Annotated in this window: 35 protein-coding genes; 3 read left to right on the forward strand and 32 right to left on the reverse strand. The window is 59.8% G+C overall.

All coding sequences use genetic code 11. The features are described from left to right. Nucleotides 1–747: 747 nt before the first annotated feature. The 30 genes from GOQ28_RS14625 to GOQ28_RS14770 form a co-directional block, all read right to left on the reverse strand. Complete coding sequence (locus GOQ28_RS14625; RefSeq protein WP_160356960.1) at nt 748–1,221, reverse strand: hypothetical protein; 474 nt, start codon at nt 1,219–1,221, stop codon at nt 748–750. 248 nt (nt 1,222–1,469) lie between these two features. Next, nucleotides 1,470–1,724, reverse strand: coding sequence for a hypothetical protein (locus GOQ28_RS14630; protein ID WP_160356961.1), 255 nt, complete (start codon nt 1,722–1,724; stop codon nt 1,470–1,472). Continuing rightward, nucleotides 1,721–2,284, reverse strand: coding sequence for a lysozyme (locus GOQ28_RS14635; RefSeq protein WP_202109726.1), 564 nt, complete (start codon nt 2,282–2,284; stop codon nt 1,721–1,723). Before GOQ28_RS14635 ends, GOQ28_RS14630 begins: the two co-directional genes overlap by 4 nt. Further along, the gene (locus tag GOQ28_RS14640) at nt 2,277–2,549 is read right to left on the reverse strand and encodes a phage holin family protein (protein ID WP_336603784.1); all 273 of its coding nucleotides are present in this window, start codon (nt 2,547–2,549) and stop codon (nt 2,277–2,279) included. Before GOQ28_RS14640 ends, GOQ28_RS14635 begins: the two co-directional genes overlap by 8 nt. A gap of 4 nt (nt 2,550–2,553) precedes the next feature. After that, nucleotides 2,554–2,895 (reverse strand): putative holin, encoded by a 342-nt coding sequence (locus GOQ28_RS14645; RefSeq protein ID WP_160356963.1) that lies wholly within the window; start codon nt 2,893–2,895, stop codon nt 2,554–2,556. Nucleotides 2,896–3,069: 174 nt separating this feature from the next. Next, nucleotides 3,070–3,492 carry a tail fiber assembly protein gene (locus GOQ28_RS14650; protein ID WP_160356964.1) on the reverse strand — a complete coding sequence of 141 codons (423 nt, stop codon included), beginning with the start codon at nt 3,490–3,492 and terminating at the stop codon, nt 3,070–3,072. Nucleotides 3,493–3,505: 13 nt separating this feature from the next. Next, nucleotides 3,506–4,261 (reverse strand): gp53-like domain-containing protein, encoded by a 756-nt coding sequence (locus tag GOQ28_RS14655; RefSeq protein ID WP_160356965.1) that lies wholly within the window; start codon nt 4,259–4,261, stop codon nt 3,506–3,508. Beyond that, nucleotides 4,248–4,949 carry a DUF2612 domain-containing protein gene (locus GOQ28_RS14660; RefSeq protein ID WP_160356966.1) on the reverse strand — a complete coding sequence of 234 codons (702 nt, stop codon included), beginning with the start codon at nt 4,947–4,949 and terminating at the stop codon, nt 4,248–4,250. The genes GOQ28_RS14655 and GOQ28_RS14660 overlap by 14 nt, the downstream gene beginning before the upstream one ends. Beyond that, nucleotides 4,946–6,151, reverse strand: a complete 1,206-nt coding sequence (locus tag GOQ28_RS14665) for a baseplate J/gp47 family protein (RefSeq protein ID WP_160356967.1) — start codon at nt 6,149–6,151, stop codon at nt 4,946–4,948. Before GOQ28_RS14665 ends, GOQ28_RS14660 begins: the two co-directional genes overlap by 4 nt. 3 nt (nt 6,152–6,154) lie before the next feature. Continuing rightward, nucleotides 6,155–6,505: a hypothetical protein gene (locus tag GOQ28_RS14670; RefSeq protein ID WP_160356968.1), complete on the reverse strand. Its 351-nt coding sequence runs from the start codon at nt 6,503–6,505 to the stop codon at nt 6,155–6,157. Next, nucleotides 6,502–7,239 carry a Gp138 family membrane-puncturing spike protein gene (locus GOQ28_RS14675; RefSeq protein WP_160356969.1) on the reverse strand — a complete coding sequence of 246 codons (738 nt, stop codon included), beginning with the start codon at nt 7,237–7,239 and terminating at the stop codon, nt 6,502–6,504. Before GOQ28_RS14675 ends, GOQ28_RS14670 begins: the two co-directional genes overlap by 4 nt. After that, on the reverse strand, nt 7,229–8,092 hold the full coding sequence (locus GOQ28_RS14680; protein WP_160356970.1) for a baseplate hub protein: 864 nt from the start codon (nt 8,090–8,092) through the stop codon (nt 7,229–7,231). Before GOQ28_RS14680 ends, GOQ28_RS14675 begins: the two co-directional genes overlap by 11 nt. Continuing rightward, on the reverse strand, nt 8,089–8,388 hold the full coding sequence (locus GOQ28_RS14685; protein ID WP_160356971.1) for a phage baseplate plug family protein: 300 nt from the start codon (nt 8,386–8,388) through the stop codon (nt 8,089–8,091). Before GOQ28_RS14685 ends, GOQ28_RS14680 begins: the two co-directional genes overlap by 4 nt. Continuing rightward, complete coding sequence (locus tag GOQ28_RS14690) at nt 8,385–9,008, reverse strand: phage baseplate protein (protein ID WP_160356972.1); 624 nt, start codon at nt 9,006–9,008, stop codon at nt 8,385–8,387. Before GOQ28_RS14690 ends, GOQ28_RS14685 begins: the two co-directional genes overlap by 4 nt. 3 nt (nt 9,009–9,011) lie before the next feature. Further along, complete coding sequence (locus tag GOQ28_RS14695) at nt 9,012–10,823, reverse strand: phage tail tip lysozyme (protein WP_160356973.1); 1,812 nt, start codon at nt 10,821–10,823, stop codon at nt 9,012–9,014. A 197-nt stretch (nt 10,824–11,020) separates the two neighbouring features. Then, complete coding sequence (locus GOQ28_RS14700) at nt 11,021–11,428, reverse strand: hypothetical protein (protein ID WP_160356974.1); 408 nt, start codon at nt 11,426–11,428, stop codon at nt 11,021–11,023. A gap of 1 nt (nt 11,429) precedes the next feature. Next, a complete protein-coding gene (locus GOQ28_RS14705; protein ID WP_160356975.1) occupies nt 11,430–11,864 on the reverse strand; it encodes a phage tail fiber protein in 435 nt (144 codons plus the stop codon). A 9-nt stretch (nt 11,865–11,873) separates the two neighbouring features. Then, nucleotides 11,874–13,355 (reverse strand): DUF3383 domain-containing protein, encoded by a 1,482-nt coding sequence (locus tag GOQ28_RS14710; protein ID WP_160356976.1) that lies wholly within the window; start codon nt 13,353–13,355, stop codon nt 11,874–11,876. A 69-nt stretch (nt 13,356–13,424) separates the two neighbouring features. Next, entirely contained in the window at nt 13,425–13,961 is a 537-nt protein-coding gene (locus GOQ28_RS14715) for a phage neck terminator protein (protein WP_160356977.1), read from the reverse strand. Further along, nucleotides 13,958–14,332, reverse strand: a complete 375-nt coding sequence (locus tag GOQ28_RS14720) for a hypothetical protein (protein ID WP_160356978.1) — start codon at nt 14,330–14,332, stop codon at nt 13,958–13,960. The genes GOQ28_RS14715 and GOQ28_RS14720 overlap by 4 nt, the downstream gene beginning before the upstream one ends. Then, nucleotides 14,329–14,775 carry a hypothetical protein gene (locus GOQ28_RS14725; protein ID WP_160356979.1) on the reverse strand — a complete coding sequence of 149 codons (447 nt, stop codon included), beginning with the start codon at nt 14,773–14,775 and terminating at the stop codon, nt 14,329–14,331. Before GOQ28_RS14725 ends, GOQ28_RS14720 begins: the two co-directional genes overlap by 4 nt. 1 nt (nt 14,776) lies before the next feature. Continuing rightward, nucleotides 14,777–15,184: a DUF4054 domain-containing protein gene (locus GOQ28_RS14730; RefSeq protein WP_160356980.1), complete on the reverse strand. Its 408-nt coding sequence runs from the start codon at nt 15,182–15,184 to the stop codon at nt 14,777–14,779. 3 nt (nt 15,185–15,187) lie between these two features. Then, nucleotides 15,188–15,523: a hypothetical protein gene (locus GOQ28_RS14735; protein ID WP_160356981.1), complete on the reverse strand. Its 336-nt coding sequence runs from the start codon at nt 15,521–15,523 to the stop codon at nt 15,188–15,190. Between the two features lie 62 nt (nt 15,524–15,585). Then, nucleotides 15,586–16,611, reverse strand: a complete 1,026-nt coding sequence (locus tag GOQ28_RS14740; protein WP_160356982.1) for a major capsid family protein — start codon at nt 16,609–16,611, stop codon at nt 15,586–15,588. A gap of 3 nt (nt 16,612–16,614) precedes the next feature. Then, nucleotides 16,615–17,118 (reverse strand): structural cement protein Gp24, encoded by a 504-nt coding sequence (locus GOQ28_RS14745; RefSeq protein ID WP_160356983.1) that lies wholly within the window; start codon nt 17,116–17,118, stop codon nt 16,615–16,617. Between the two features lie 4 nt (nt 17,119–17,122). Continuing rightward, complete coding sequence (locus GOQ28_RS14750; protein WP_160356984.1) at nt 17,123–18,511, reverse strand: DUF2213 domain-containing protein; 1,389 nt, start codon at nt 18,509–18,511, stop codon at nt 17,123–17,125. A 2-nt stretch (nt 18,512–18,513) separates the two neighbouring features. Then, nucleotides 18,514–19,326 (reverse strand): phage head morphogenesis protein, encoded by an 813-nt coding sequence (locus GOQ28_RS14755; protein WP_202109727.1) that lies wholly within the window; start codon nt 19,324–19,326, stop codon nt 18,514–18,516. Continuing rightward, nucleotides 19,323–20,738: a DUF1073 domain-containing protein gene (locus GOQ28_RS14760; RefSeq protein WP_160356985.1), complete on the reverse strand. Its 1,416-nt coding sequence runs from the start codon at nt 20,736–20,738 to the stop codon at nt 19,323–19,325. Before GOQ28_RS14760 ends, GOQ28_RS14755 begins: the two co-directional genes overlap by 4 nt. 44 nt (nt 20,739–20,782) lie before the next feature. Next, entirely contained in the window at nt 20,783–22,273 is a 1,491-nt protein-coding gene (gene terL, locus GOQ28_RS14765; RefSeq protein WP_160356986.1) for a phage terminase large subunit, read from the reverse strand. Further along, the gene (locus GOQ28_RS14770; protein ID WP_160356987.1) at nt 22,233–22,802 is read right to left on the reverse strand and encodes a terminase small subunit; all 570 of its coding nucleotides are present in this window, start codon (nt 22,800–22,802) and stop codon (nt 22,233–22,235) included. The genes terL and GOQ28_RS14770 overlap by 41 nt, the downstream gene beginning before the upstream one ends. 56 nt (nt 22,803–22,858) lie before the next feature. Between GOQ28_RS14770 and GOQ28_RS14775 the strand changes: the two genes are divergently transcribed. Further along, entirely contained in the window at nt 22,859–23,278 is a 420-nt protein-coding gene (locus GOQ28_RS14775) for a hypothetical protein (RefSeq protein WP_160356988.1), read from the forward strand. 120 nt (nt 23,279–23,398) lie between these two features. Further along, nucleotides 23,399–23,731, forward strand: coding sequence for a hypothetical protein (locus tag GOQ28_RS14780; protein ID WP_202109742.1), 333 nt, complete (start codon nt 23,399–23,401; stop codon nt 23,729–23,731). Nucleotides 23,732–23,925: 194 nt separating this feature from the next. Here the strand turns inward: GOQ28_RS14780 and GOQ28_RS14785 are convergent, their stop codons facing one another. Beyond that, entirely contained in the window at nt 23,926–24,552 is a 627-nt protein-coding gene (locus tag GOQ28_RS14785) for a hypothetical protein (RefSeq protein ID WP_160356989.1), read from the reverse strand. Between the two features lie 16 nt (nt 24,553–24,568). After that, a complete protein-coding gene (locus GOQ28_RS14790) occupies nt 24,569–25,480 on the reverse strand; it encodes a DUF4747 family protein (RefSeq protein WP_160356990.1) in 912 nt (303 codons plus the stop codon). Nucleotides 25,481–25,947: 467 nt separating this feature from the next. Between GOQ28_RS14790 and GOQ28_RS14795 the strand changes: the two genes are divergently transcribed. Beyond that, a complete protein-coding gene (locus GOQ28_RS14795) occupies nt 25,948–26,169 on the forward strand; it encodes a hypothetical protein (RefSeq protein WP_160356991.1) in 222 nt (73 codons plus the stop codon). The last annotated feature ends 45 nt before the right edge of the window (nt 26,170–26,214 follow it).

The following is a 26,214-nucleotide window of genomic DNA, read 5'->3' on the forward strand; positions in this document are numbered from 1 at the left end:
AGCCGAAGTCGGGTCCCAACGGCAGTAACTCGTGTCCCGCGAAAGGCATATCAACTGAAAACGCGCTCCAAACGAGCATATTCCTTCGGAGCGATTCAATGCCCTTCGTATCAATTTCCTCGAGGATATTCTCCCCCTCTCGGATTACTAGCTGATTGTCGTACCAAGTCGGCGGCCTAGAAATTACGCGACCGCCCACCCTCATTTCGAGAACTTTACCTCCACCCTCTCCTATGAAGGTCAATGCGCGCGGATAAATATGTGCGTTTACATACCTACCATAACGCCCTGTCAGCTTACACAGGCCTTCGCGGCGCACAATTTTCTTGCTTGACGAAGCTCTTGTGCTCATAACGCCCGCAACCTATAGGAACAGCAAATATAATTCCAACGAAAGGCGTGCACCATCAGGTCGGTGAGCTGGTCGTCTTCATCCACATAGATTAGCCTAGCCAGCGTGCAGAACTCAAGACCTACCGACCGGCCGGCGGCTTGCGCACCAACCGCTTAGCTGAGCTGCAGCACTGGCAAACAGTCCGTCTATCCTGCCGCCCACCACTCCACCTGAACTTGGTTCCCAAGCCCGCCCAGGTTACGTTGCGCCTATATATGGGGGCATGATAAGCGTAATGGCCACAAAGAACCAAGAAGATGCCGGCGGATCTGAAAAGTCTAAGCCGCCGACCACTAAGGATCCCTGTTCTTAACCAACCGGAAGATGAGCTTGGCGAATAGGCTATGCCCACGTCAGTCCTTGGCAATAGCCGACAAGCGGTGCCATCCCGATATTAAGGGGCTGCACATTGCCGCAACCCTCGCACGTCGAACAAACCTCGCTCGCTCCCGATTGAGTTTCGTTGCTTTGATAATCCGGCGTTTGATAGCATCCAGTTCTGCTATCTGCAGTTCGCATCGGGAGTGTCCCCGATACATCAGGTTTTTAGGCTCGTTATAGATCGCAGGCACAGCAATGGCATCCAGAACTCGGCGCACCATGTACCCGCATACCAGATATAAATGCGCAGCCACAACAATCGAACCAAGCCTGATCACGTCTACGCTCCCTGCAGAATTTTTTAGCGCAAATGACAGGAGCGCCGTTGCGGTGACAAATAGAATCTTGAAGGTCCGCGCGCCTTCCTTCGTCAGAAAATTAAAATTTTCACGCCGCCCGTTGAGGTTCTCCCCCCTTGCCGCTTCTATCCAATCCAGCGCAGCCATATACAGCTTCGCGTAGTCAATTTCGGTTGGCGCGTTCACACCGCTGAAAAAACAGGATTGCTAAGCAGGTGCAAGCAACATAAGGCTCTTTGCACGCCAGCCATGCGTGCTTGGTTGTTCGTTACCGCGGGCACAATTTTTTCCACGTCGCCGCCTCGGTCTCGATCCACCTCAGGGGCCTTATAGGTGTGGCGTTAATTTCCTCATCAGACCGCCACTCAAACGGCCGCTGCGCAATCTGGCAGTAGTTACCGGGCTTGGTCCCGGCGCATCCGCTCGCGAGCCCGATCACGAACAGCAACATCATCCAGACGCTCAATTTCAGCAGCTGCTTCACGTGCTTCCTCTCTGGCCGAACTGTCGGCCTCCATTTGATCGATACGGGCCTCCTGCTTGCCCGCCGCCTTTCCTGATTGTCGGATAGCCAGCGCCGCGGCGAATGCGGCGCCAATGGCGGCCAGATAGGGCCAGACGCGGCTGATGAGAGTTTGCAGCCAGCTCATGTCACGGCACTCCCGGTCTTGATCGCCTCCTGCGCAGTCGCGCCAAGGAACAACGCCCTATCCGCAGTGCGTCTCCGACGAAGGCCCAGCAGCGGCTTGCCGCCGGCATTCACCCAGCGCAGGAACTCATCCGCCGCGCCTACGGTGTCGCCCGCATTGACCAGGCGGACCAGGGTCGAGCCATGGAATGCCCCGACGCCAATGTTGTAGGCAAGGTCAACCATCGCATCGAGCTCGCACTGACGCATGCTGCGCTTGATCACCTTCAGAACGCCGGGCACAAACTCCCGAGCCAGCCGGTCGCGCAACGCGTCCTCGGCTTGCTGCTGTGTCCAGACAAGGCCGGCACGCACCTCTGGCCCAGTGTGACCGTAGCCGATCGTCCAGACCCCTACCGAGTCCCTGTAGGCGGTCAGCTTGCATCCTTCATAGTGTTTGAGCACCGCGAGCCCTTCCGAGCCCATCGTTATCGCAACAGGATCGGACGCCTTCACCTCTTGCGGTTTGGGCCGTCTCAATGCGGGCAGGATATTCAGCAGGCGGTTGATGAAGTCACGCATATTTCCCTCTCAACAGCGCCGAGACATTGCCGCGCGAGCGCCACACCAAGGCAGCGATCACCACTGATAAGCCTGCATCCCAGGGCGTAACCGGGGCAGCATTGAAGATGATGTCCAGCGCTTGCCCGCCACTGAAGACGATGAGCAGATACGCCAGGACGGACATGAACGGTCGATATCGAGCGCACCCGCGCCGATAGCAGATCAACCGGCCGGTCGCTAGAAGATGGGCGACGACGGTGAGTACAGGGATAGCCATTTCCATACGATCACCTCTTGATGAAAGACGTGATGTCTAACTTGCGCAGCCAGTCGATGCCAGACAGCGCCGCGGTGACGACGAAGGCCGAGGCGACGAAAGCGGCCAGCGCCGAGTTCTGAATGTGCGTCCACCGGGTCACCTCGTCCTCGGCCAAGTAGCCCACCAGGATCGACACGATCAGGTATGCCACGCGTTTGCCGATGGAGAGGTCTTTCGCGTGGATCGCAAAGACCACGGCGCCCGCGAACGCGCCAATCAGTGCGTCGCCGTTGACACCAGGCATGGCGGCCGCTATTGCGACACCGCTATAGGTCGCAACAGACGCCGCTACGCTTGAAGGTTCAGTCATGTGTTCCCCAAAATAAAAAACGCCACCGTAAAGTGGCGTGACAGCGGAGGAGCCGGGGTATGTCCGTGTGGAAGAATTGCTGTGCTGACTCAGGGGACACCGCTATAGACGAGTGCGCCGGAATCGCGGCTCCAATAAAAAAGCCCGCGATTGCGGGCGTGCAAAGCGACTGGGTTATGCCTGGGGAGGTTGCGGCCACTCAAAATCCGTGGGGAAGCCCTCCACCTGCTCGATGCGATTCAGTGCCAGTCGGTACCGCTTCCATTCGACCATGGCGTCTTTCTCAGCCTTGGTGGCTTCGCCCAGGTCAATGGCGTCCTGCAACGGTTCCATGCGCAGCGTGGCAGTGCGCAAATATCCATCACGCTCGAACAGCGCGCGGCGGCGCAACTCTGCCTCGCTTGGCGGCTTTGGGGCCTGCAGCGTGGGTAGCCCGTCCTCTCCGGGCACGATCTGATAACCGTCACCCTGAGCGTTAATTAGCTCCGCGTGGGTTTCGTGGCTGATCTGTTTTACGTCGCCGGGAATCTGTGCGGGCGAATTAAAGGCAGTGTCGTAGAACGCGCCAGTGCTGGGAGAGTAAAGAATCGTGCTCATGCCTGCTCCAATCTTAGTGGCCAATGGCGATCCAGCGGAACGCAAGACCTGCCTCCATCATCTGCACAGCGCCGTTGATCCGGCAGCCGTAGATGCGGAAACGATCCACGCCTAGATCGATATCCACAGGGGCGTACACCGTCGGCTTGGGCGGCATCAGCCAGCCGATAGCGTTTTGCTCCCCAACCACCACCTGAAACGCTGCGGTTGGCCAAGCGATCGGCCAGTAGACGTAGGTGTAATCGGTATCAGTGGAGGTCACGCCTCGTCCCCACTGAAGAACCAACCCACCGGGGAGACGCTGGTAGCCCGAGACACCAAGCAATTGCCGGCCAGGGCCATTGAACTCCGACCGGGAAACGAAACTGGCGTTGGTGGGATCGACATAGACCCAGCCGGGGCCTCCGTTATCTGGGTTGGAAGCGTTGCCATCGACCGTACTCATCCAGTGGCCATAGCCGTCAGCCGAGAGGATCGTCGCACCCTTGGGATAGCCGCCGATGGCCGAGGCGAAGGCTGCGTTGAATGGATAGCTTCCGCCTGCCTGGTTCCAGCGTACTGCGTCGCTTAGGAAGTGCAGGATGCCGTTGAAGTCTGCCCCGCTGGGCGGCACACCGCCGGACGCGAGCGGCGTCATGGTGGCGGCAGGGAAACCCTGTTGGAACGAAGCGCGGCCAACAGTGCTGGGCGGCGTGTTGGGGATGGTGTTACGGGTGCCGCCAGTTGCAAAAACTGTGGGTGACACGGACGGTAGGTTACTGAGAAGCATCGACTACTCCAGGGAAAAACGATCCATTGCTAAAAGGGGAGCTGGTGACGCCAGCTTCGGCAAACCCAAAGGTGGAGTCCGCAGGGACTTCGGCCAGGGACATCAGGACGCCTGCGGGCCTAGGGATCAGATCCGACTGTTTGATGATTGCCCTCTGCCACGGCTCAAGCTGAAACTCGAACACCAGGCCCATCCGCATCTGGCTCCAGTCGGCCACATAGCAGCGGCCATAGGTGCCGAATAGCGTCAGGAGAATGTTGTTTAGGCTGGGCGCTGTGCCATCGGAGATGTTCGCCGCAGCCTTGGCCAAGATCAGCATCCGGTAGGCTTCGGTGTCCATCCGGAAAGTTTGCGTGACCACAATTCCGTCATAGAACGGGCCGAAGCCGAACGGCTGTGTGCCTCGGTCGTCCAGCTCGTAGGTGTATGCCTCTGCAAAACCCAGGTACACCTGCTCGCCCGGGACTGTCAGGTAACGGCCGATTCCGACAATTCGACCCCAAATCTCCAGCCCGAAGTCGTTCGCGGTCTGCACGTCCCAGACCAGTTCGATGAACTGCTCCAGGTCGGCGCGAGGGCATACGCTCTCGTCCAGGCTGTTGATGAGCGCCACCAGTGTCGGACTGTTCCGGTACTGGCTGATGATCGTCCTCATCGGGACGCCGTAGTTTGGAGTCACCTCGTTCATACGATCGTCACCGTGATGTCAGCCTCGGACACGACCGGGCGGCGGTTGATGGGGATGAACAGGCTGGTACCGCTCGGAGTCGACGACCCCAGCGTGAGCGAGAGGATCGAAACCGCGTCGCTGATGTTGGAAATGGGCGCATAAAACCGGCTCGCGTAGACGGTCGAGCCGATCCGCACCCTTGAACCACCGTCGGCGCCGTTGAACGCGCTGATGATTGCTTGCTTCACCCGCGGCATGATGTCGGCAGGCATGATGGGGTTGCTTGCGATCTGGACATTGAACTTGACTGCCAGGGCCGATGGCGTCACCCATTTCACGGTGTACGCCGGGTATGGGGGCTGGTAGTTCTCGATGTCCTGAATGGTGTAGCTGGTCGTGCCGTTGTAGTTGCAACCCAGAGATTTCTTTTTCCAGATGGCGCGGGCAATCTCATCGGCAGTCCCGCCAATAACAGCCACGTACAGCGAGTTGGGCAGCAGCGTATAGCCGCCGGTCGTGACGGAGGCCGAAGTCGGGTTCTCGGTCACATACGCATCGGTCACGCCGTCAATGCTCATGATGTTGGCGTAGATCGACCCGACGAGACTCTGCCCGTTCTTGGCGACCGACTCGCGCCGGCGCACTTCGAAGTCTGCCCGCGACTCAACATCGCTGCCGGGGGTGCCCGCGTTGGCGTTGGTGATCGACTCCCAGCCAGGAAGCGCCTGATAAATCTGGTTCAACGCGCCCGGTGCGCAGGGCGTTGGCCCATGCACGGAGCAAGCGAACGGCAGATCAATGCAGCCCGACGCGGGGATCGTGCCCGGCTGGGTGCATAGGTACAGGTTGCCATCCGTGTCCTGAGCGCGCGCGCCCAGTGGGATCACGGTGCCCTCCAACCCGCCGCAGGAGGCCATCACCACTGTCGGGGTGCCGGCCTTGCGCTCGATAAAGTAGATGCGCCCAATGCCGTCTTGCATTCGACCGGCGGCGTTGGCTGGATCAACCTGATTCGCAAGGTTGGCGATTTCGCTGTTCTTGGCCGCGATGATGGCTGCCGCGCTGGTCGCAAGCTGGCCCTGGGGCGTCTCAAGGTCGTGATTCAGTCCGCCGCCGAAAGCTCTGTCCTGATCGGCCTGTACGCCGGCCAAAATTTCAGCCTCGGACGGGAGAACCAGCCCGGTGTTTGTCCATTGGATTGCAGGTACCTGTGTGGTCATGACTCAGAACGAGACAACTTGCGTCGTCCCGTCATCCAGGGTTATTACGACACGGCCCTTCAGGGCGCGATCCGTAAACTCGGTGAAGGTGCAAACAGCCGAGCGCACACCAGGGACAGCCTCGGCTGCCTTGACGATGTGCGCCGCCGCGAGCGACAAGGAAGGTCTGTGCCCCAGAATCTCCATCCAATATGGGACGCCTTTGGCGGTGTCGTAATACATTTCCCCGGCGAACAGTCGGATGGCACTGGCGACATCTTGAGCGCAGGCGTATGGCTCGGTCGCTAGGGCGATGTTGCCCGACGAATCCAAAACCAAGTCCCAGGCGGTGCGGTCTAGTAGAAGGGTTCTCATATCGGGTTCGGTGGGTTGGTGTCGCTACTGCCGGGTTGAATGCCGCCGTGATCGTGGTGCGCCGTGCTGACACCCTTGGCGATGACATCCTCGGTCACTCGCAGCGGGCCGTTCATCGAAGCGTCGCCGCCGTTCGGGCCGTTGCCTTGCGAGAGCTGGCCATCAATCTCCACCATGGGCGCGGACAGCAGAACCTTGTTATCCGCCACCAGTTCGATGGTGGGTGCGGTGACGCTCACCTTCGATGGCGAGTGGACTTCTATGCCGCCGCTGTGGAAGCGCACGTACTGCGCGGGTGTCCCGTTCAGGATGCCGCCCAGGTACATGCCATCGGCCATGTCGAACAGCCGCCGCGATCCAGGGGTCGACGGCCCTTTGTTGGCCTTGACCGATGAAATGTCGCGGCTGGCGAAAACGGCGATGCCGAGGTCGCCCACCTTCGGGTCAATGATTACGGCGTCGGTGCCGCCTTGGACGCGCAGGTACGGAACGTGGTGGATCGTGCCGTGCGGTGTGGCATTGCCCTCCCCATCCACCTGATGAACCAGGGGCAGGATGTCCACGAAGCCGACCGGCGACAGACCGCCACTGTTGGTGACAGCCTCCACTCGAACGGGCATGGATGTCCCCACCCGCGACAACTGCTGCCAGATCACGAACATCATCGCCGTGAAGTCGTCGGCTCCGCTGAATGGCTGCTGATGCCCCGCATAGCCGAATTGTTCATTTGCCATAAGGTCGCTGACAGATCATTTGGGTGAACCACTTCCCACCCGGGGTCTCCGATTCAAGGTAGTGGTAACAGTTGTAGACAATCCACTCGCCGGCAGCGACTTGCAGCGCTGAATCGACTTCGACGCGCTTGCCTACCGCGATGTTTGGCTCGAAGAAGGTGGTCAGGACGATGCCGCTGGCCGTGAATGCCGGGAAGCCAACAAGGTTGGTGTCCGGCGCCACGCGGATCGGGCCTTCTGCGCGGGCGCTGTTCATCGGCCAGATGGCCAATACGCCGCGGTCGATGATGAAGCTGATCCCGGCAGCTTTGGCGCAGGCGCGAACCTGATCGTAGGCAGTGCCGGGGAAATACGGGTTGGACAGCTTGACCGAGACGCCGTTGTTCTCGAAGGCCAGCCCCATCTGCGCGGCAAGGCCGGACATGATCTGATCAACCGCAACCGCACCCTTGAAGCTGGACGCTGGTACCGGCTTGATCGCGTCGATGTACGCGGCCTGGGCCACGATGTTCAGCTTGGAATCCGGCATTGCGGACAGATCGGCCCACGCCTGCGTGATGGTGCCCTGGTAGACAGTGCCAAGGATGGCACCGTCGGTACCGGCGGTGACAGTGATCCCGTTGAATCGAACCTGGGACATCACTGGACCGATGCAGGTCAGCCGGTTCATCATGTCCAAAGGCAGGCCGTAAATGACCATCTGAAGGGACGCCTGCTTGTCGGTGGAAATCTGCTCCACCAAGACAGTCGCCCGGTACCCGCTCAGCACGACCTCGCTGCCTTTGCCCTCCCCGAACTGGCCTTCGCCCAGGGTGATCGTCGTTTGGATGCGTCGCTTCTCCAGGGTGGTCATAGCTCATGCGCCTCGATATAAACCAACGCGAAGCGCCCCGTAAGACCTGAGTAATCGGGGTCTAAGCGTCCAAATCGGTCGATGAATACCAATTCACCAACGAAGCCCAAATGCTCGCCACGGACGATTTTGACCCGATCCCGACACAGGACGCTCTGCACCACCGGCGCGTCGTTTACGAAGAGGTCGAGGTAAAGCCCAGTGGATCGCTGGGCGAGGCGAATCTTGCAGTTTTGGCCGCCTAGCACCACGCCGAGGGATTGGTTCGGATCCAGGCTGAGAGGAATCTGTCTCATAGCAACTCCCGCGTCGTGATCGTGCTGTCTGGAATCGGGAACGCCTGAACCTGACCGTTACTCACCTCCCTCGCGCCACTCGGGTCTACGGTCTGCGTGAACAGAGCCGAGGCCACGGTACGGACTTCCTCAAAATGCAGGTCAATTACCAACAGGCTGACGCCGTTGTGCGTCGTGCGCTCGTAGGCGTAGCCTGTCAGGTTGACCGAGGCGTACGTCACTTCCGGGGTGACAATGGAATAGAGCTCAACACTCTTGACCAGCGCATCAACAGCGGTCAGCAGCGCCTCGCGAGACGACTTGGTTCCCGAGTGCGAAATACGCACCCCGTTCCGACTCGGCAGCGACACCTTGTTGTAGCTGACGAAACCGCCGTCCTCCACCGGATGGGTGGCGATCCGCGCAAAGCTTTGGTGCCGGATGTCCAGGAACGAATCGAACTCGAGCGCGACTTGGCCGTTCCGGTCGAAGATGCCCCAGGTCTGCCCACCAAGCACAAGGTCAACGATGGCCGCGAGTGCAGCCGCCGGGTCGGTCGCAGCAACAGCGAGGGTTGCGCTACGCAGCACCGATGAGACGCCCGGCACTTTCGGAACGTCAGGAAACTGAATCAGGGGCATGGTTTATCGCAAGCCTGAGTTTGCCTGCGCAGCGTTGAGGTTGCGTCCCGGCATCATCACTTGCAGGTCGCGCATGATGCCTTGGGCATCGGTCGCCTGCGTGTTGATCGTGATGGGGCCGGTAATGTTGGTCTCTGTGTTGGTCGTGTTGGTCGTGGTGGGCGGGCCAATCGGGATCATTCCCGAGGTCGGTGTGAGCCGGTCGGTGTAATTGCCTGTCCGATCCAGATCGTCGCGGTATAGCTCGCTGTGCAATGCGCCAGCCTGCCCGCGTCGGATCGCTCCATCGCGCGCGGCATTCTTCGGGTCGGGCCGCTCGTAGTGGACGCGGAAGGCATCGGCTGCCTGTTGCGGCGTGGTGGCCGCGAGCAGCTTCTCGCGGGCTTTGCGCTCGGTGTTGCGCAGCTCCCAGTCGATGAACTTGAGTTGTTCCTCCACTGTTGAGCCTTTGATGTCCTTCCCGAACACGCGCTTGAAATTCGCCTGCCGGTCAGGGTGCCATTGCGCCAGGCCGTAGGCACGGCCACCGTCGCCAACAGCCGCCGGGTTCAGCGAGCTTTCAGCCACTAGGTTGGCCACGATGCCAACAGCATGTTCGCGCTTGTAGCCCATGCCCTCCATGGCGCGAACCATGTCGGCCCCTTTCGGGTTGGCCCCACCATTCAGCGCGGCGACTGTCTCGCTCTCGCCATCGTTGAGGCTGCTGCTGTAGGTGGCCAGTGCCACGCCGCCCACCACAGCCGCGCCCGCCGCGCCCAGCGCCGCGATGCCCGCCGACGCGGCTGAGCCGCCGAGCGTGACCAGTGCCGCGCCGATCTGCGCCAAAGCGCCAGCGACGGACAGCAAAGGCCCGACCATGGACAGGATTTTTAGGCCAGCCAGCGCGATCAGCACGTTCTGCCAGCCGCCAACCGAGTCGGCAGCCCTGTCGGCCATGGTCACGAATTTTCCGATCGCATCGACCGCCCGATCCACCCAGGCCACGATGGCGTCGCGGTTGGCCAACACCTTGTCCCCGAGTTGCTTGCCCTTCTCGATCAGCCGCTCGAAGACCGGGATCAGCGCGATCACGACCTTCGTGCCGACCGCCGTATAGGTGTCGCGCAGGTCGAGCCACAGGTTGTTAAGCCGTGTGGCTTGTTCGGCGTCCTCGCGGGTGATGGCTAAACGCTGCTTCTGCGCCTCCACCAGCGCCTGAATCGCGCTCGGCCCTTGCTTGAGCAGGTTGAACTGTTCCTCGGTGATGCCAAGTTGCTGCGCGACGTACAGCGCCTTGGATGGGTCGCGCTGGTAGAACTCCCGAACGATCTTGGCGCGGGCGGTCAGGTAGGCGTTGGCGTCGCGCAAATCCTCCACCGAGCCACCAGCCAGCAGGAATTGCCGCGCTTGCTCGTTCAGACCTTGGCCAAGCCGAAGCTGGTTGACCGCGCTGGCCGTGTCGTGCAGCAAGGCGTTCATCCCACCAACCGACAGGCCCGCCCGCTCTGCGGCGCGTTGCCACGCCTGCAGTTGGTCGACGCCCACGCCCAGGTTGGAGGACATACGCCCGAGCGAAATGGCGCTGGCCAACGTGTTCTTAGTGAACTGTTGGATGCCGACGCCCGCCGTAAACAGCGCGAGCAGCCCTACCACTTCCCTGCGCCAGGAGCCGAAGGTAGCCGTGGCTTGCCTGCCACGCGCCTCGATATCCCTGGCCGCCTTAGCCGCGTCGGTCGCGGTGTGCTTCAGGGATGCAGTCGCTTCGCGCTGATCCTGTTTGAATGCCTTGGCGTCTAGTCCGAGGGTGACAACCAGCGCGTCTATGACGGTCGCCATTTAAGGTTTTCTCTCATGAAGGACCCGTTGGTTGTGAGCGTCCACGGACATCACTTCCAACAGGTTGTACAAATCCTCTGCGCCATAGCGGGTTTGCAGGTCGTAGAGCATCGCGGGATGTCGAATGAGGACTGCCGCGATGCTCGCCGGGACATTGGCGCACTGGATGAGGCCGCCACCGCCCGACAGGGGTGGCCTTACTCCGAAGTCGATCCGGCGGCGGCTGTAAAAAAATCCAGGTGCAGGCTCAGGACAGCTTTGCGCAGCGTGAGCAGCGTGGCTACTTCCTCAATGTCGTCCGGCACCAAGGCGCGACGCACCTTGGGGCTTGGCTGGATTTCGATGCAGTCCATCATTCGATCGAGCAGCGGTTTAGCCGCTTCGTAGGGGACTTTGGCCAGCGTCTTCAGGCCGACCGCCGCGACACCGGCTAGGCCGGCAGACGCGATCGAATCGGGGATCTCCACCCCCGAATTCATCAGCGTGAACAATGCGCGGCCCGCCCAATCCTCTGCGTCGTAGGCCGAAAGCTCAGTAATCACGAAGGTTTTACCCTTGTCCCTGCCTTCGGCTGTGATGGTTATGGTCTGTTCTTTGCGGGCCATCTTATTGTGCAGGCGTGGGGATCACGCTTTCCCAGGTGATTTGGTAGGCCATCGGCTCGAGAGTCTTGCGAGCCGAGGGGAAACGCTGGAGCTGCGTGAGAACGCCGTTGATGAGCGTGAACTTACGGTCAATCGACGGCAGGTACAGGGTGCCGCTGGCGAAGAAGACTTCCTTCGCGGCCTCCATAGCTGACGCCCACGTTTCAAACAGAAAGAGCGAAGGCGAGTCGGCTTGCAGCGTGATCGTCTGCACGGTCGGTACCGGGGTGTAGCCCGCCGACAGGCGACCGTCCACGCCCATAACAGCAACTGCCGGGGTCACGGCGTCCGAAGCAAAGGCGTCGTCAGTCGCATAGCCCTCTATCTTCTGAGGTGCCGGGTACACGCTGCTGATGGCAAGCATGAGTACCGAGTTGGCGCTAGTGATAGTTGCCATGGTCTTTCCTTACTGAACGGCGATAGAGGCCAGGTTGATGTTGTGGACGGAACCGCCATCCATGTACCAGAGGGTCATGGGCGGGGTGCCTCGCGCAGCGCGTACCTGCGGCGTGGCATCAAGCACTTGCAGGTAATAGCCCTGAGTCTGGAGAACGTTGGAGATGTCCAGGCCGGCAGCCGAGTTGATCTGCGACTTCTGCGAGTTCGACAGCCGCACGCCTGCCCGCATCGCGCCGAAGTTCACGGCATCCTGAATCGGATCTAAGCAGGAAGCGTCGATCAGCGCGCGGCCCTCGGTGTTGTACGGAATGCTGTTCACGCTCGTCAGCAACGACACCAGCGCCAGTTGCAGCGCGTTGTTCAACCAGACTTGGTTGACGTAGGTGTCGATCCACTGCCACTTGCCGCTGATCTGGCCGGGGTAGAAGAACTGGAACTGGTCGTTCGCGGTCGCGTAGTCGCCGTAGAAGTTGTAGCCGTTGTCCTTCAGGGTCGTGGCCACAGTTGCGTCGGTCACGTTCGGCACAAAGCCATCCTGCCCCTTGAAAGCCAGGGTGATACGACCATTGCGGCGCATGAAGTCGATACTGGCGATCGCGCCCAGTACGAAGGCTGAGAGTTGCGCGTTCGGGTAGTAGCACGGCACCGAGCCGCTGTACTTGCCCGCCTTCAGTTGTGCGCCCCAGGTGGTCGTGCTGCCTTGGGCCTCGGCCTGAATGTCGTTGTCCCAGCCGGCGTACACGTAGCGGTCGCCCTTCGCGTTGACCCACTCGGAGAATCCCATGTGGCCAGCCGTGTCCAGCGGGAACAGCGTGGTGAATGCAACCCAGTTCTGAGTAATGCGTTCGATGGCATTCATCGCGGCGGCAGGCGTCGCGGCGGGCGCACCAGCCGAGACCACAGCGCCAGTGTCTTGCGTCAAGCGCAGCTGCGCCGCCAGCGTGCCCGTAGCGAAGGAAACCAAGCTCGCCGCGCCGGTGGTCTTGGATGCGATCACGAAGGCCGCGCGCTGGGCGTCGTACGTCACCGTCAGCGCGTTGCCCGAGAAGGCAGATTGAATCGCGGTTGCCGCAGCCGAAAAGCTGGTTGCCGAGGTCAGCTTGATCGTGCTGGAGGTGACAGAAGCGCCATCCACAGAAACCGTCAGTGTGCCGGTCAGCACCTTCAACTGGGTCAGGGTCATCGATCGCAGCGAGCCGCCGCGCAGATAGCCACTTACCGCGGCATCCGGGTATTGAGCGAACAGCAGAGCGCCAGGGCGCTTGGTCGAGTTGTTGAAGCCATTGAAGTAGACGTTGGCCAAGGCGGCTTCGTCCGAAGTCGCTCCGAAGAAGTCGGCCACATCTTCAGGCGTGGAGAATTTCTGAACAGTCCCGACAGGAACGGCGGTATTGCCGGTCAGGATCAGGCCGTTCATATCCAAGGCCATGCCACCGGCACCGATGACGCCGGGGATGACCGATACGATTTGCGAGGCAGGGATAGACATTACATTGCTCCATGAGCGTTCCCAGCCCGCTGGGTGGCAGGCTGTGGAACCGGAATGGGATGGGAGGGGTTAAGCAGCGGGCGGATGGGCGACATCTACGTTGATGACGCCCACCGCCAGGGTGTCGGCAAACTGTTGCGCCACTGTCAGGGCCATATTTGCCTGGAACGTGGCGTTGAAAGTCCACCGCTCCACATGCTCATGCTCCCCACTTTGAAACGGCGTCATGAGCGGATCGGAGGCGTCCAGCGGCTGCGCGGCCAGCGATGCAAACTGCTGACAGGCGTAGTCCGTTCGCAGCATCATCGCGGCCGCGACAGCGTGATCGTGCGCGGCGACCCCATAGCAATCCACCTGGGCCGACCATCGAACGGGACGATGCACGGTCATCGTGCCCGCACTGGCTGGCCAGGGGTCGTTGTAGGTCGTTCGCGCTGTAGAAAGTTGATCGGCCCGGATCGGTGTGACAACGATGTGGTCGCCCTTGGGTGTTGCCACCCTGTTGGCCAACCCCCGCACGACATGCCCCTCCGACAGGCCTGTGATGCCGCGCAGAAAGGCTGCGAGGGCATCCATCATCTGATCTTCGGTGACGCTGATCGTCATGGGGTATCCATCTGCTTAGTCACGCCGACCTTGCACCAGTTGGCCCAGGTTTCCAGCACGGCCACCACTTTCCACGTATCCGCGCCGATCACGATGAGGTCGCCACCCTTTGAGGCAGGTCGGTCAACGCCTTGGGTGTCGCCATACATATAGATCGCCCGCTGGACGCCCTGGATATTCAGGCCATCCAACAGCTTCAGGTCGCTACTGGAAAGCGGCTGGACATCCACCCGGACGCCCTCGACCGTGGCGTACTCCGGCACCTGCCGAGCGCCCGGCCCCATCCGATAGCCAGTGCTGTACTTGACCGTTGCCGTGACCGGCCTGTTGACCAACGACACCAGCGGGAAAGCCGCTCCGAGAAGGTTCATTGGTTCACCTCATAATCGACGCTGTTCTGCATGTGGCCGGTGTCGATCAGCGGCTTGTCAAAGCCCTTGGCCCGGACAGTGCTGGGTGCCAGGGCTGGCGTCGTCAGATCAGTGATCGACTGTTGCAACTGTCCTTTGATGCCCTCGCCCATCTGGCCAAGGGTCGCGTCCATGTCGTAGTCGCTCGCCTTGGCGATCTTGCCGAACGCGCCGCCCCAGCTGCGGGACTTTTCCTCAATCATGTTCCGGAAGAATGGCCGCGGCGGCTGGTTGTGTGCCAGGTCACCAAACTCGTTGAGCGCGGCGATGTACGGCACGGGCGTTCCGTCTGGATAGGTGGCCCCCTCCAGAAATCCCACCCGCAGCGTCCCGGCGCTGCTGACCTTCCGCGCAATTTCCTCGAGCTTTGCTTCGAGCGCACGGCCTCCGGTAAACGATGCCATGTCAGTAGCTCCGAGTCAGTCGCCCGGGCACGTACCGGGCCACGCGGTAAGGCGCGGTTGCCTCCCAGTACTGAGCGCCGTACCGGGTTTGGTAAAACCAGCCGATTCCAGGGCTTGAAGGCAGCGGATCCAGGGTTACGCTTACCGATCCCTGGCTCGCCGAACTGACGCGACCCGCGAGGTCTTTGGGCGGCGCCCCGTTCTCGCCGTAGTTAAGCGCGGCAATGTGCGCGGTCAGAAGATTGAGCAGCGTTGCGCGAATCGTCACATCCGAAACCGGGCTGCTGTCCGTGTTGCGCAGGTACAGCGTCGAGAGCAGGAAAGCGTTGTTCAACTGCGCATCAGAGAGCGTGGCGAAGCCCGGATACGCCGCACGAAAATCCACCGGTGAGAATGTGACGATAGCCATAGCTTATTTGCTCTTGCCTTCGTAGTTCTCGGCCTTGATGCCGGGCGCGGGCCTCTCGGGATCAATGCCCTCGAAACCGGATTTTTCCTTTTCCTTCTCGGCGGCCTCTTTGCGTGCGGATTCCTCACGCTCCTGAGCGAAGATCAGACCGCGCTTGACCGGCGGGAAGTCGGCATATGCCTTGGCCCAGCGGTCGAAGAATTCCTTGTCCACCTTCGTCATGCCGAAGCCGGCAACAGCGGAGCGCGAGTTAGCCCCAGCCAGTTCCACGGCTGGGTGTCCCGGCAGTTCGATAATCAGGCCGTGGGGCAGTTTGCAAGCGACGTTAACGGTAGCCATTCTTTGATCCTGAAATGAAACGACCCGCCGAAGCGGGCCGTGTTGTGGGTATTGCCCCGCGGTTAGACGCCGAGAAGTTGGGCGATGGCGGCAGGGCGACGGATGATCGCGCCCCAGGTGCCTTGCGACTTCTTCTGCTTGAAGCTGCTGGTTTCGCGCACGATGGCGTGAGCGCGCAGCTTCTCGGTGAAGGCCGCGAAGGCGGTCGTGGTGCCGTCCACCTCGTCAGCGATCAACTGCACCAGTTCGCCGCTGGCGGTGCTGTACTGAACAGCGGTTTCGATGCGCAGGTTCGGGAAGTTCTTCTTCAGCAGGTCGTAGACGTTGACGTTGTATTGGTTCGTCGTCGTCAGGTGAACCTCGGTCGTGGGCGACATGCACAGCGTCATCTTGCTTTGCATGTCCACGTTGCCGCCCATTTGAGTCTGAAGCTTGCCGAACAGCTTCTTCACATCACCGAAGATCGCCGTGGCGTCCTTGGTTGCCCAGGTCGTGCCGTTGCTGGTGCCGGCGGCGTCCGGCGAAATCGCCGCGTTCAGGTTCGGGTCGTTCAGGAGGCCATAGTTCTGCAAGCCCGCGATGCCGAAGAAGTAGCTGGCATTCTGGAACTTGTTGAGTACCAGGGCCGAAGCCACATTCAGTTCGCCGGCCCAGTTCACGCGGGCCAGACCTGCCATTTCCAACTCACGCTCGCCCCATTCGGTGATGGTCTGGTAGTGGTAGGACTGGCGTTGCGGGAAGTTCAGGTTGGCACCCGAGCGACCGTTGGTGTTGTAGTCGCCGTAGCCGCTGACTTCGCCGGTGGACTCGACCACAGGGAAAGTCGTAGTCAGAGTCGTCCAGTCGCCCTTCTTCGACTCACCGATGATTTCGGCAGCCTTCATGGGCGTGACCAACACGCGCACCAGCTCCGGGTCAACGTAGTTGGCCAGATACGCGGGAATGCCCGAGTTGCTGACCGTAACGAGTGGGCCAGCCGCGTCCATGGCCAGACCGCCGCGACGGACTTCTTCAGGAACGAAGTCGACGACGCCATTGAGGACGATGCCGAAGTCGCGCTCCAGCAGAGAAAGTTCTTGGTTACGCATGTATTACCCCTGCGTGTTCGAGGAAATCTTGATGAGGGAGTTGGCTGCCCCTGCCGTGCAGACGACCCAGCGAGTTTCGGTGTGGCCGGAGACGGTTGCGCCAGCCGCTCCGGTCTTGATGGCGCCCGTCGTGTTGGACGCAAACACCTTCTGGCCAACAGTGGCGACTGTCTCCGTCTTGGCCCAGAAGTCACCGCCCGAGTAGACCGTGACCGGCAGACCGGCTGGGATGACCATCGTGGATTCATTCAGCCACGCCGTAATCACGGCTTGCTGTTCCCGGTGAACGAAGCCAGTCGGTGCGCCGGTACCGCCATTGGTGACCACGCCCGCGGCGTTCGCCCAGGCGAAACGGCCCACCACGCAGCCAGAGGTACCGCCGCCGGCGTTGCCGCCCGAGACGAAACCCTCGGGGCCAGCCAAGGCCACGAAGCGCGGGTTGCTGCTTGCGAAGTCGCCTTCAACAGCGGCTGCCGGTTCGTCGTAAACGATTTGTTGGAATCCCATGTTCTTAGCTCCGAATCAGGCGGTTGGCGTTGTACTTCGCGTCGTAGGTCTTCACGACAGCGGAGTCCATGGCAACAGCGGGTTTAGAGGGGGTGCTTTCCTGGCTGACCAGCATCTTGACCAGCGAACGGAAAGCCGAGGGGTGAACGCCGGTCAGATCGACGCCCCGAGAGTCCAGTGCGAACTTGTACACGGCCTCAGCCGAGTCCATGGCGGCGACTTCACCAACCAGGGAGCGAACTTCCTTCTCGGCGGTGTGCATGGCCTGCAGGCGCTGCACAGCGGCGACGGTTGCCTCGTCGGCAGCCTTCTTGAGGGCTGCGTCCATGGCGGTCTTGGATACCATTTCAGGGTCCTTCGGGTTGTCCGGGTCGGGGTCGGAGTCATTGGCCGAGGTGGGTTCGCCCAGCGCGGTCATCACGCGCTCAGCTTCTTCCTCACCTAGCTTGGCGGCGATCAGTTCGCGCAGCTTGCCCATCAACTCGTCGTCCGTGGCCAGGGCTTCTTTTTGAGGGTCGGCGGGATCGACGTCGGCCTCATCGTCACCGGCCAGGGTCGTGTCTTCCTTCTCATCGCAGAAGGTGTCGATCACCTGGGCCAAGTCTTCGAGATCGGCGTCTTGGGCCAACTTGCCTTGCATACGGGACTGCACTGCACGGAGCAAGCGCGGCTTCTCGATGCTGATGTTCTTGGGTGTCAATCCGCGAACGATAGGGCCTAGGTCGCCAATCTTTGCGTCCTGAGCAAGCTTCGGGCGAAGGTAGGCCCGAAGTGCGCCAGCGACTGCAATGGCTGTCTTGCTGTGTTTCATGTTCGGATACTCCGAGTTGTGGAATGGATTGCTGTCGCTGACGACGACATCGGGGCCCGCTCGCCCCACCTCAACCAACGCGACGTGGTTGCCGCGAAGGTCACGCATCACCCCGTCATAAGGGGTGCCCTCATAGACGCCGGGGGTCATGTCGGCCCGGTACCGATAGGCGCAGGACAGTTCCTTTTGCTGCGCGGTGTCGATGCCGGCAATCGCTACGGCGTCCCAAACGACGAGGGAATTCTTCAGATATGGCGCTTCAAATACCGCATCCGTACCTGTGGAGCCGACAACCAGATCGTGTTGCGGCTCATCCACCGAAACTGGAACGTGTCGGTTCAACAGCGGAATGTTGTTGAATGTTGAGGCGGCGGCCTCCAGTTCTTTCGGGTCGCGCAGCAGTTGATAAATGCGATCAGGATGCAGGCCCAACTGCTCCCAGTCAGGGATTTCACTGCCGCGGTACGGGTTAACAGTGGCCTTGCTGATGTTGGTGATGGCGACATGCAGCCGCCCGTCCTGATCGACCGTGCGAACACTCGCGCGGTCAAACGCCAACCCCTCCTGGCTTTTATGCTTCATGTTCACTCGAACCCTGGAATGATGCTTTGCGAAACGCAGCGGCAGTTTGGTTCCTCGCCGGGTCGTATCCACTTCCCATCAAGGAACATGCCGCGAGCCACCTCATAAATCTCCCCATCCGCTTGCAGATGGGATTTGCGCGGCTGTTTGCCCGCGCGTGAGTGCCGCCATCGGGCATGGGTGATCCCCAGTCCCTCCTGCCGAACTCGCGTGATGACAGCGGTAGCCTTGTTGTTCTGATCCCTGGCGATGAACCCGGCTCGCTTGCGCGTCAGTCGGTACCGCTTCTCGATGTCCTTCGCCAGCGTCTCCAGGTCGCGCCCGGTGGACACCGATCGCATGACCGAGCCTTGGACGCGCTGAAGGTGTTGCTCCGCGATGGATCGGATCAGCCCGACGTTCTCCGCGACGACCGCCTGATAGGCGTCGTTCATTTCGGCGGTCACCTTGAACTGCACCGAGAAGCCTTGATCGCGCAGCCGTGCGGCCATGGAAGCGTCGGTGCTGCGCTGCGCCTCGCGGGCGAATCGCCGTGCTTGCTTTGGGCCTTCCTCTTCAAAACGCCCGAGCCATTTCCGAGCGAGTCGGCGCATTTCGTTGGCCAAGGCCATTGCCGGGCTTTCATCCTGGGCCAATTCGGGTGGCAGAGCCTCGTAGATGGCCCGCACACTGCGTAAAACGGCCCGGTGCATGCCATCTACCATCTTGGTCAAACGCTTTGTGTACAGGGCCGCTACCCCCGCATTGGGTCGAACCGCGGTCAGCACGATGTCCTTGCCAGACGGTGAAGTCAGGCGCTTGCGTGGCTCGGTCATCGTGCGTCGCTCAGGTCGAGTAGGTCATCGTCCTCTTCGTCCTCGTCATCGCAATCAGAGTTATCCTCTAGCGAGTGATAGTTGTTGCCGGGGTCGTTGACCAGCCGACCGCGCACCTCATCGGGCGAGAGAACGTTGGCACCGACATACACGGCGTCCGTGTCGGCGTCGGTCTTGCGCACCTGCGCGCGCTCCAGATCGGAAAGCTGGTACAGCGGCGCGAAGGAAAAGCTGATGTCTGGGTCGATTTCGCCGTAGAGCGAGAGCTGGATGACTTCGAGGCACGTCTGCAAGTTGTCGCGGAACACATCTTCTTGCAGGCTTTCGATGTAGTCGTAGAAGACGCGAATTTCGCCATCACTGTTGGCGTTCAGGCCCGCCGGGGTGATCCCCAGCAGTTTGACCAGCGGAATGCCCGACACGGACGCCATCTGCTCCTGCGATTGCGCCTGCAGCGCATCCAGCCCGGACAGCGGAACGTTCTCGAAATTAAATTCCTCGGTGTCGTTGTCGATCGCCCAGGCGCCCCGGTTGTTGCGCATCCGGTTGAACAATTCCAGGCGCTGAAAAACATCGCTACCGTCGTCGCCACCCAGGATGGAGGTCAGGTTGGTCTTCAGCACCGGCACCGAGAAGCCAGCAATCAGATCGCTCACGCTCTGCCGCGTGCGCAACCAGTTCTCCACATACGGCAGGGCCATCTGTGTGAGAGACAGTCCGCCAAAGTTGTAGGCCGGCTTCAGCAGGTCAGGCACCTGCCGGCCGACGAAGTTGAGCAGACGGCTATGGTTGACCAGCTTGCCCAGCACGAACCAAGACGTTGGCCGGTAGAAGTGCGCCGACATGGGGTTGTCGGTGTTGTAGTCGTTCGGGGATGTCCAGACGGGTTCGATCACCTTGAAGCCGACCAGAGCGCCCTTGCCGATCTTGGCGGGGGAGCGGATCAGCGGCGCCTGTAGCTCTGCCGGGTCGGTGCTGGCCAGGGTGCCATCTGACTTCTTGACCTCGATGTACACCTGGGCGCGTCCGAATTGGCCATCCAACTCGGCTGCCTCGCGGAACACGCGGCGCAGGCGCAACCGGCGCATTTCGGCTTCGATCGCGTTGATCTTGTCCGATTTGTCATCGTCGCCGGTGGACTCCAGCACGATCCACTTGCGGGTCATTTCCTTGGCGATGACCTCCGACATCTTGCGATACTCTGGGCGCTGCGCCAGGGCTGACAGTTCCGGGTAGCCGATGAAGCCCACACCAGAACCGGCGGTGTTCGCGTAGTCGTAGACCGGCAACAGCGCGGTGTCTTGAGCCATGGCGACACTCTCTGGCACCACCCCAGGCAGCAGCTTGGGGCGCGCCGCCTTGCGCATGAGATCGACACCAGCCGATTGCGCCGCCAGCGCCAGCGCCATCATCGAAATTCGCATGTGCGCCGGGGATTGTTCGGTAGTGTGTTTGCTCATGCTTTACTCAGCGCACTGGCGCTGATCTTCATAGAGGGTCGGGTTATCAGTTCGCTAAAGGCGCGCGATAGCGCGTCCACTTGGTCATCGAACGTGCCGTTCGGGAACGTGCGCAGCTCTTCCACCAGGGCGCTGTTCCACGCTCCGCGCACCATGAGCACGTTGCCCACGTTCACCTGCGCGGCGAACGGCTCGGCGCGCGTCACCTTGTCCCCCGATTCAGGCGAGGTATGGACGCGGTACCCGGCCAGTTGCCGGGTCAGGTACAGCGCCTGTGTCTTGCCGGCCTGCCCAGGGTCTTGCGGGATGCTGATGCGCACCTGTCGGCCATCCAGCCCTGCGGTGTTCACGAGTGCCTTATCGCGGCGATCGGGCCCCCACTGGCCGCGCACCATATCGCCAATCACGTACTGGCCCGTCGGCAGTCGCCCGAGCCTAGCGCCGGCGGTGTAATCGCCGTCACCCTCGGTACTGGCGAAGTCCCACCCGCGCACCCAGTCAATGCGAGCAGCGGGGAGCGCGTCGATTACCTGTATCTGATCGGGCCTGAAGAGGTCGCCGTCTAGCGGCGTCGGCCGCTGTTGGTACAGCGACGACCACGTGCGCGCGTTGCTCTCGAACTGCGCCCAATGCTGGAGATCGAACCATTCGGGCCAGAGGTATTCACCCCTTTTTCGTCCAAGCGGGTCACAATCGACCTCACAGCGCGCCTGCAGGCACAAGACCTCCCAGTCATTGCCGTCTTTGCAGCGGATCAGACCGCTCTCGCCTGCCCAGCCGTCAGGCAAGATCCGCCCCGAAAGGTCGTCCTCGTGCCAGCGGGTTTGGATGATCACGATCCAGCCGCCGGGAATCAGCCGCGTCTTTAAGTCGTCCTCATACGCATCCCACGTCTTTTTGCGGATCGTCTCAGAGTTAGCTTGCTCACGGCCCTTGATCGGGTCGTCGATGATGATTCCGTGGGCCCGGTTGCCGGTAACGCCACCCAAGATGCCGCAGGCGATGTACTCGCTACCGTTTGATAGGGCGAACTCTTGGGCGGCCGAGGACTCGCTCGTCAGGCCTGCTCCCCAGATCCCTCGGTACCGCGGCTGCTTAACGATCGCTCGCGTGCGGCGGCCCATCTTGCGGGCGAGGTCGTCCCCATAGCTCGCCAGGATCAACCGCCGGTTGCCCTTCTCGCCTAGGAAGGCGGATGGGAAGACGACCGATGCATAGGTGCTCTTAGCAGAGCCAGGCGGCATGAAAACCATCATGCGACCATGCCGGCGCTCGCTGGTTTCTTTCAGCTTAGTCAGCAGCAGACGGTGATGGTCCGCCATCGTCGTTTCGATGGGTCGGAAAAACTCCGTGTCCGGGTCCTCTCCGTCGACGGGTTTGCCAGGGACATCGATGGCGTTCGCATAATCCAAGATGCTGGATCGCGCCCGCCTACGAATCAACAATTCACGCGCGGCCTCCTGCGGCGATAGCTGCGAGTTGCTCATCTGTCATTTCTGCTATCGGAATCGGGCCTCCATTCGGGCCAGAATGCTCAATGCGATCCTTGAACATGCCAAGGTGGCGTCCGATATCGACCAGCGCGCCCTTCTTGTCGTGGAGCTTCACCTTCAATCCTTCCCGCCCTTCGGAGATCTCGGCAATCGCGGCGGCTGTGTCGTCGTCTATATCGTCAACGCTGACCAGCGCCAGCCCGTGATGCACCTCCGTCGCTCCGTCTTCCTCGGCGCCAGCCACCCGTAGCTCGGTTTTCCCCCACCGGACTAGTTTGCGGATATCGCTGAAGCCGATCTTGGCCAGCTCACGCAACACCATGTCCTGGGTGATTTCGGTGCGCTTCGAGCGCTCAGCCTGGGCTTCTTGGACGGCGGCAGCAATCTGAGGTTTTTTAAGGTTTTCGTCCCCGATTTGCCCCGCAGTCTTAGGGGAATACCCCGCCCTTATCGCCGCTTGCGTGGCGTTGAGATCAACGAGATACTCTTCCACGAAACGGCGCTGTTTGTTGTTTAGCGCCATAAGTAATCCAATTAGGCTAAATTGTTCTCGTTACCGACTCGCCTCAGGAGCGATTAATGCCGACTTTTTTCATGCCCGGGAAGTACGAGAAGCACCTGACCCCCGATGGAAGAGCGCGCACACTTGCAGCGTTTCATCTGGCTCAAGGAAACACAGACAACCTAGATGGCTCAGAAATGCGCCGAGACGTGCTAACTGCACTCATGAGTCCAAGTGCGGTCGGCTACTGGCTTAAGATGGGTTGGCTTGAGAAAACTCGAAAAATCGGCGCAACGCAAATGCTTAGGTTGACCGGGTTGGGCCTTCAGACCTGCTCAAATAGTCTGGCGGGCATTGCCCCCGTCTCCGCATACCCTGAGACGGTGATGAACAAGAGGCGTTTTATGTCGCAGGGCGGTCCCGGCCACACGAAGACAACTTTTCCCGACCTCCCCGAGATTCACATCGATAATTCGGGCACGCCCTTATCAACATGAGTTAGCCTCCAGCGATATGGGCAACGATTTGGAACGCCACCAGAGTACTCTAGGCGACTTACCGGCTTGACTGGGCAGTGGCGCACGGTGTGGCCGGCGACCTGGCGGTTTGGATGTCCGATGTGGGCCGATCTGGGCAATCGACACGCCAGCGCGCAGCGATCGATCCAGCCTATAAAGCTGAATGTGCTACGTTTGAAATGCGGATCTCCCGCAAAACCGGAGGAAAACGTGAAGACTCAAATCAGCTATACAAAGCTAAACGGCGATAAAGGTATGGCTCTTGTCAACGGCTCGATTTCTAGCGACCTTCAGGCCAAGCGTGAACTGGCATACAAGCTTGAGTTGCTAATTGTTGATGAGCCTCATGGGGAGCTTGAAAATATCGATGCGCGCCTCCGAACATTTGGCATAGACCCCGGCTCAGTGAAATACCAGCACATATCCGAGTAATACCAAATAAAAGCCTGCGGACCTTCCGGCTACCAGGCTGCATTTCATCAAGGCCCAATGGCCCGCGCGTATTGGCCCACCTCCTGTCACTTGTTGATGGACATGCCCCAGTAAGTGGGACACAGCTTCGGGGCAAACGCAACGCGGGTCGCGCAAGGGTTGCTATTCTGATTGAAGCAGGTGCCCACAAAGAATTACGTGGACTCATCCTCACACTCGAGCATCTTGTCCAAGAGCGAGTTCTCGCCAAGCCCAAAAAGCACGCCGATGATTTCGATCAACATGATCAGCGAATACCAGAACATCATCCAAGAAGCTAGCATAAGAGCCCCGGAATCAGGAATGGCTCGTTGGACGACTCCAAGGCCAATAGTCAGAGCTAAGACTAGTAATGGATATGCTAGGTCGGCATTGAGGGCTAAAGCGGAACCAAAGCTCAACTTCCCGCGCTTTTTCTCATCTTCAATCCGCGCCCCTAACTCACTCACGAGCTTCGCTGTAAGTGCGAACACGAGAGCATAAACGCCAATTCCAAACCCGAGTAGACTAGGCAACACTGTTAAGATTAGTTCGCCGGGTTTCGCGCTAAACGACTCTTTGACGAATGTTGCGGCACCTCCGTCGTAACGAGCCCGCAAATAGTCCCAATTCACGATACACGATAACGTCACGCAGATAAGGACTTGCACCCACAACGCCCGGACGATAGCTCGAAAGCCCGAAAAACGCTTGTTCGAAGCAAAATCACCTCGAAGGAAATAGGCGTTCGCGATTCTAAGTACCGTCTTAAGAATCGGTACCCTCAGGAGGCGCTGAAACATTTTTTTTTCTCGTTGCTCAAGGGTTCTCCGTGTGGATAGCAATCGATGACACCGAGCGCATCTTCTTCTTCACTCGCTCGGCAAAGTCAGTCGGATCCTGGTCAGCGGAGGTTCTGTTAACTTGAAAGGTCAGAGGGGACTGCCGCGAGTCGTATTTTTTCTTTCTCAATTTGGTCTCATCGCCAGCTTTGCTTTCAACAAAAAAGCTTACGATCGCAGTTCCTAAACCTTCTGCGGCATACTTGAGAAAACTCTTCACAAGCGGTGGCAGGTCAGGCATGGTCCCCGATTTCCCGGCTGATGCCTTAAGCTCGAGCTTTCTGACCCTATCTGCTCTCATCGAGTCCAAAATATCTTCGACGTCGCTGCCGTTCAAGAACGTAAGTTCGATGTCAGCATATTTATATGCCTTGGCGGTCTTGAACACTTCGTCCAACGCCGCACTATTTGAGACCACATTGACCGTCAACTCGTGATCAGGCCAATTATCTCCAGCCGAACCCGTCAGAATGTTCGCGAGCCAGTCCGAAAATTTCTCTGCGGGTGGGAATCTCCCGCCCACCTCAATTGCAAGCAAATGGTTTTGTGGGTCAAATACAAAAGCCAATTCGTTGGCATCGGAGACTGCGGTTTTTGCGCCTGCCTTATAGAGCGTTCTCTTTGAGGCAAGTTCTCTTACCTTTTCCGTCTTTCGATAGCGAACGAAATTTCCGTAGACTACACCTGCTGCAGTTTTAATTTTGTCCGGCCCAATAAACACGTCACTGGACAATCTGAAATGGATGCTGCCCTCGGACCCTGACTTCAAATGCTTGAAGTTGAAAGACTCGAGCAAACGGAAAAGTCTTTTATAACCGGCTACGCCAATCTCTTTAACCCCATCCTTAATGGGCAAGACCTGCACGTTGTAAATTTGAAACTTCGCCATTAGTCCGCTCGCAATTCACATTCCACAGATATTACAGTGAAAAAGTTGGCCAGCGACAGAAATCAAACGGTGGACATTTTGGCAGTCAACCTGTCACAAAGGAACTGCGGGAGGTTCTCTTAGTACGACCCTATGCGTCATCGCCCGACTGTTCACCTGAATTGACCCGGTATCCACAAGGGCATCCAGGATACGCTTTGACGATGCACGAGAGTCACGGCCCGACGCTATGCCAAGGCGCGCGTACCCGCTAGCCCTCCGAAGGCCCGCCCCCGGATATACCGCCGTGGTATTGCTCAGCAGAACCTGCTTCGGTTGAGCGGCTAAAGCAAATGTCGTAGCAGGAATATTCATGCCGAGCGCCTGTCCGGTCACTGCGCGCCCCGAAAGCGCTCCAGATTTCACACCCTCACCTGTATCAAAATCGTGATACCGTTAAGTTCCGTAACTTCTGGAGGAGCCTTCACGTGCCGCAAATCAAGCTTCAGCTCGGTAAGCCTGTCGAAATTGAGCGCGCCGATAGCACAATCACCATCCAAGGCATTGGCAAACTGGTGTTTAGCCAAGGATCTGTCGAATGGTGGAATAAATCGGGCAAGGTGAACTACAAAACTTTCACGTGGCAAGAGTTCGCTGACGTATTGCAGGCAAACGGCACTGCAAAGAAAAAAAAAGCGAAACCTGCCTGAGGACAGGTGACGATGCAGAAACGCCCTAAGGAATGTCAGTCCTTA

Source organism: Bordetella sp. 02P26C-1 (genome assembly GCF_009763255.1).
GTDB lineage: Bacteria > Pseudomonadota > Gammaproteobacteria > Burkholderiales > Burkholderiaceae_B > Bordetella_A.

Coding starts and splice junctions, on each gene's coding strand:
- GOQ28_RS14710 (WP_160356976.1), bottom strand. CDS start 13,355: ATGTCTATCCCTGCCTCGCAAATCGTATCGGTCATCCCCGGCGTCATC.
- GOQ28_RS14630 (WP_160356961.1), bottom strand. CDS start 1,724: ATGAGCTGGCTGCAAACTCTCATCAGCCGCGTCTGGCCCTATCTGGCC.
- GOQ28_RS14645 (WP_160356963.1), bottom strand. CDS start 2,895: ATGACTGAACCTTCAAGCGTAGCGGCGTCTGTTGCGACCTATAGCGGT.
- GOQ28_RS14785 (WP_160356989.1), bottom strand. CDS start 24,552: ATGTTTCAGCGCCTCCTGAGGGTACCGATTCTTAAGACGGTACTTAGA.
- GOQ28_RS14680 (WP_160356970.1), bottom strand. CDS start 8,092: ATGACCACCCTGGAGAAGCGACGCATCCAAACGACGATCACCCTGGGC.
- GOQ28_RS14740 (WP_160356982.1), bottom strand. CDS start 16,611: ATGCGTAACCAAGAACTTTCTCTGCTGGAGCGCGACTTCGGCATCGTC.
- GOQ28_RS14755 (WP_202109727.1), bottom strand. CDS start 19,326: ATGACCGAGCCACGCAAGCGCCTGACTTCACCGTCTGGCAAGGACATC.
- GOQ28_RS14650 (WP_160356964.1), bottom strand. CDS start 3,492: ATGAGCACGATTCTTTACTCTCCCAGCACTGGCGCGTTCTACGACACT.
- GOQ28_RS14750 (WP_160356984.1), bottom strand. CDS start 18,511: ATGAAGCATAAAAGCCAGGAGGGGTTGGCGTTTGACCGCGCGAGTGTT.
- GOQ28_RS14690 (WP_160356972.1), bottom strand. CDS start 9,008: ATGCCCCTGATTCAGTTTCCTGACGTTCCGAAAGTGCCGGGCGTCTCA.
- GOQ28_RS14775 (WP_160356988.1), top strand. CDS start 22,859: ATGCCGACTTTTTTCATGCCCGGGAAGTACGAGAAGCACCTGACCCCC.
- GOQ28_RS14685 (WP_160356971.1), bottom strand. CDS start 8,388: ATGAGACAGATTCCTCTCAGCCTGGATCCGAACCAATCCCTCGGCGTG.
- GOQ28_RS14655 (WP_160356965.1), bottom strand. CDS start 4,261: ATGCTTCTCAGTAACCTACCGTCCGTGTCACCCACAGTTTTTGCAACT.
- GOQ28_RS14730 (WP_160356980.1), bottom strand. CDS start 15,184: ATGGCTATCGTCACATTCTCACCGGTGGATTTTCGTGCGGCGTATCCG.
- GOQ28_RS14780 (WP_202109742.1), top strand. CDS start 23,399: ATGTGGGCCGATCTGGGCAATCGACACGCCAGCGCGCAGCGATCGATC.
- GOQ28_RS14665 (WP_160356967.1), bottom strand. CDS start 6,151: ATGACCACACAGGTACCTGCAATCCAATGGACAAACACCGGGCTGGTT.
- GOQ28_RS14670 (WP_160356968.1), bottom strand. CDS start 6,505: ATGAGAACCCTTCTACTAGACCGCACCGCCTGGGACTTGGTTTTGGAT.
- GOQ28_RS14625 (WP_160356960.1), bottom strand. CDS start 1,221: ATGGCTGCGCTGGATTGGATAGAAGCGGCAAGGGGGGAGAACCTCAAC.
- GOQ28_RS14770 (WP_160356987.1), bottom strand. CDS start 22,802: ATGGCGCTAAACAACAAACAGCGCCGTTTCGTGGAAGAGTATCTCGTT.
- GOQ28_RS14700 (WP_160356974.1), bottom strand. CDS start 11,428: ATGGCCCGCAAAGAACAGACCATAACCATCACAGCCGAAGGCAGGGAC.
- GOQ28_RS14715 (WP_160356977.1), bottom strand. CDS start 13,961: ATGACGATCAGCGTCACCGAAGATCAGATGATGGATGCCCTCGCAGCC.
- GOQ28_RS14725 (WP_160356979.1), bottom strand. CDS start 14,775: ATGGCATCGTTTACCGGAGGCCGTGCGCTCGAAGCAAAGCTCGAGGAA.
- GOQ28_RS14735 (WP_160356981.1), bottom strand. CDS start 15,523: ATGGCTACCGTTAACGTCGCTTGCAAACTGCCCCACGGCCTGATTATC.
- GOQ28_RS14640 (WP_336603784.1), bottom strand. CDS start 2,549: ATGGAAATGGCTATCCCTGTACTCACCGTCGTCGCCCATCTTCTAGCG.
- terL (WP_160356986.1), bottom strand. CDS start 22,273: ATGAGCAACTCGCAGCTATCGCCGCAGGAGGCCGCGCGTGAATTGTTG.
- GOQ28_RS14695 (WP_160356973.1), bottom strand. CDS start 10,823: ATGGCGACCGTCATAGACGCGCTGGTTGTCACCCTCGGACTAGACGCC.
- GOQ28_RS14760 (WP_160356985.1), bottom strand. CDS start 20,738: ATGATGGCGCTGGCGCTGGCGGCGCAATCGGCTGGTGTCGATCTCATG.
- GOQ28_RS14720 (WP_160356978.1), bottom strand. CDS start 14,332: ATGAACCTTCTCGGAGCGGCTTTCCCGCTGGTGTCGTTGGTCAACAGG.
- GOQ28_RS14705 (WP_160356975.1), bottom strand. CDS start 11,864: ATGGCAACTATCACTAGCGCCAACTCGGTACTCATGCTTGCCATCAGC.
- GOQ28_RS14790 (WP_160356990.1), bottom strand. CDS start 25,480: ATGGCGAAGTTTCAAATTTACAACGTGCAGGTCTTGCCCATTAAGGAT.
- GOQ28_RS14675 (WP_160356969.1), bottom strand. CDS start 7,239: ATGGCAAATGAACAATTCGGCTATGCGGGGCATCAGCAGCCATTCAGC.
- GOQ28_RS14660 (WP_160356966.1), bottom strand. CDS start 4,949: ATGAACGAGGTGACTCCAAACTACGGCGTCCCGATGAGGACGATCATC.
- GOQ28_RS14635 (WP_202109726.1), bottom strand. CDS start 2,284: ATGCGTGACTTCATCAACCGCCTGCTGAATATCCTGCCCGCATTGAGA.
- GOQ28_RS14745 (WP_160356983.1), bottom strand. CDS start 17,118: ATGGGATTCCAACAAATCGTTTACGACGAACCGGCAGCCGCTGTTGAA.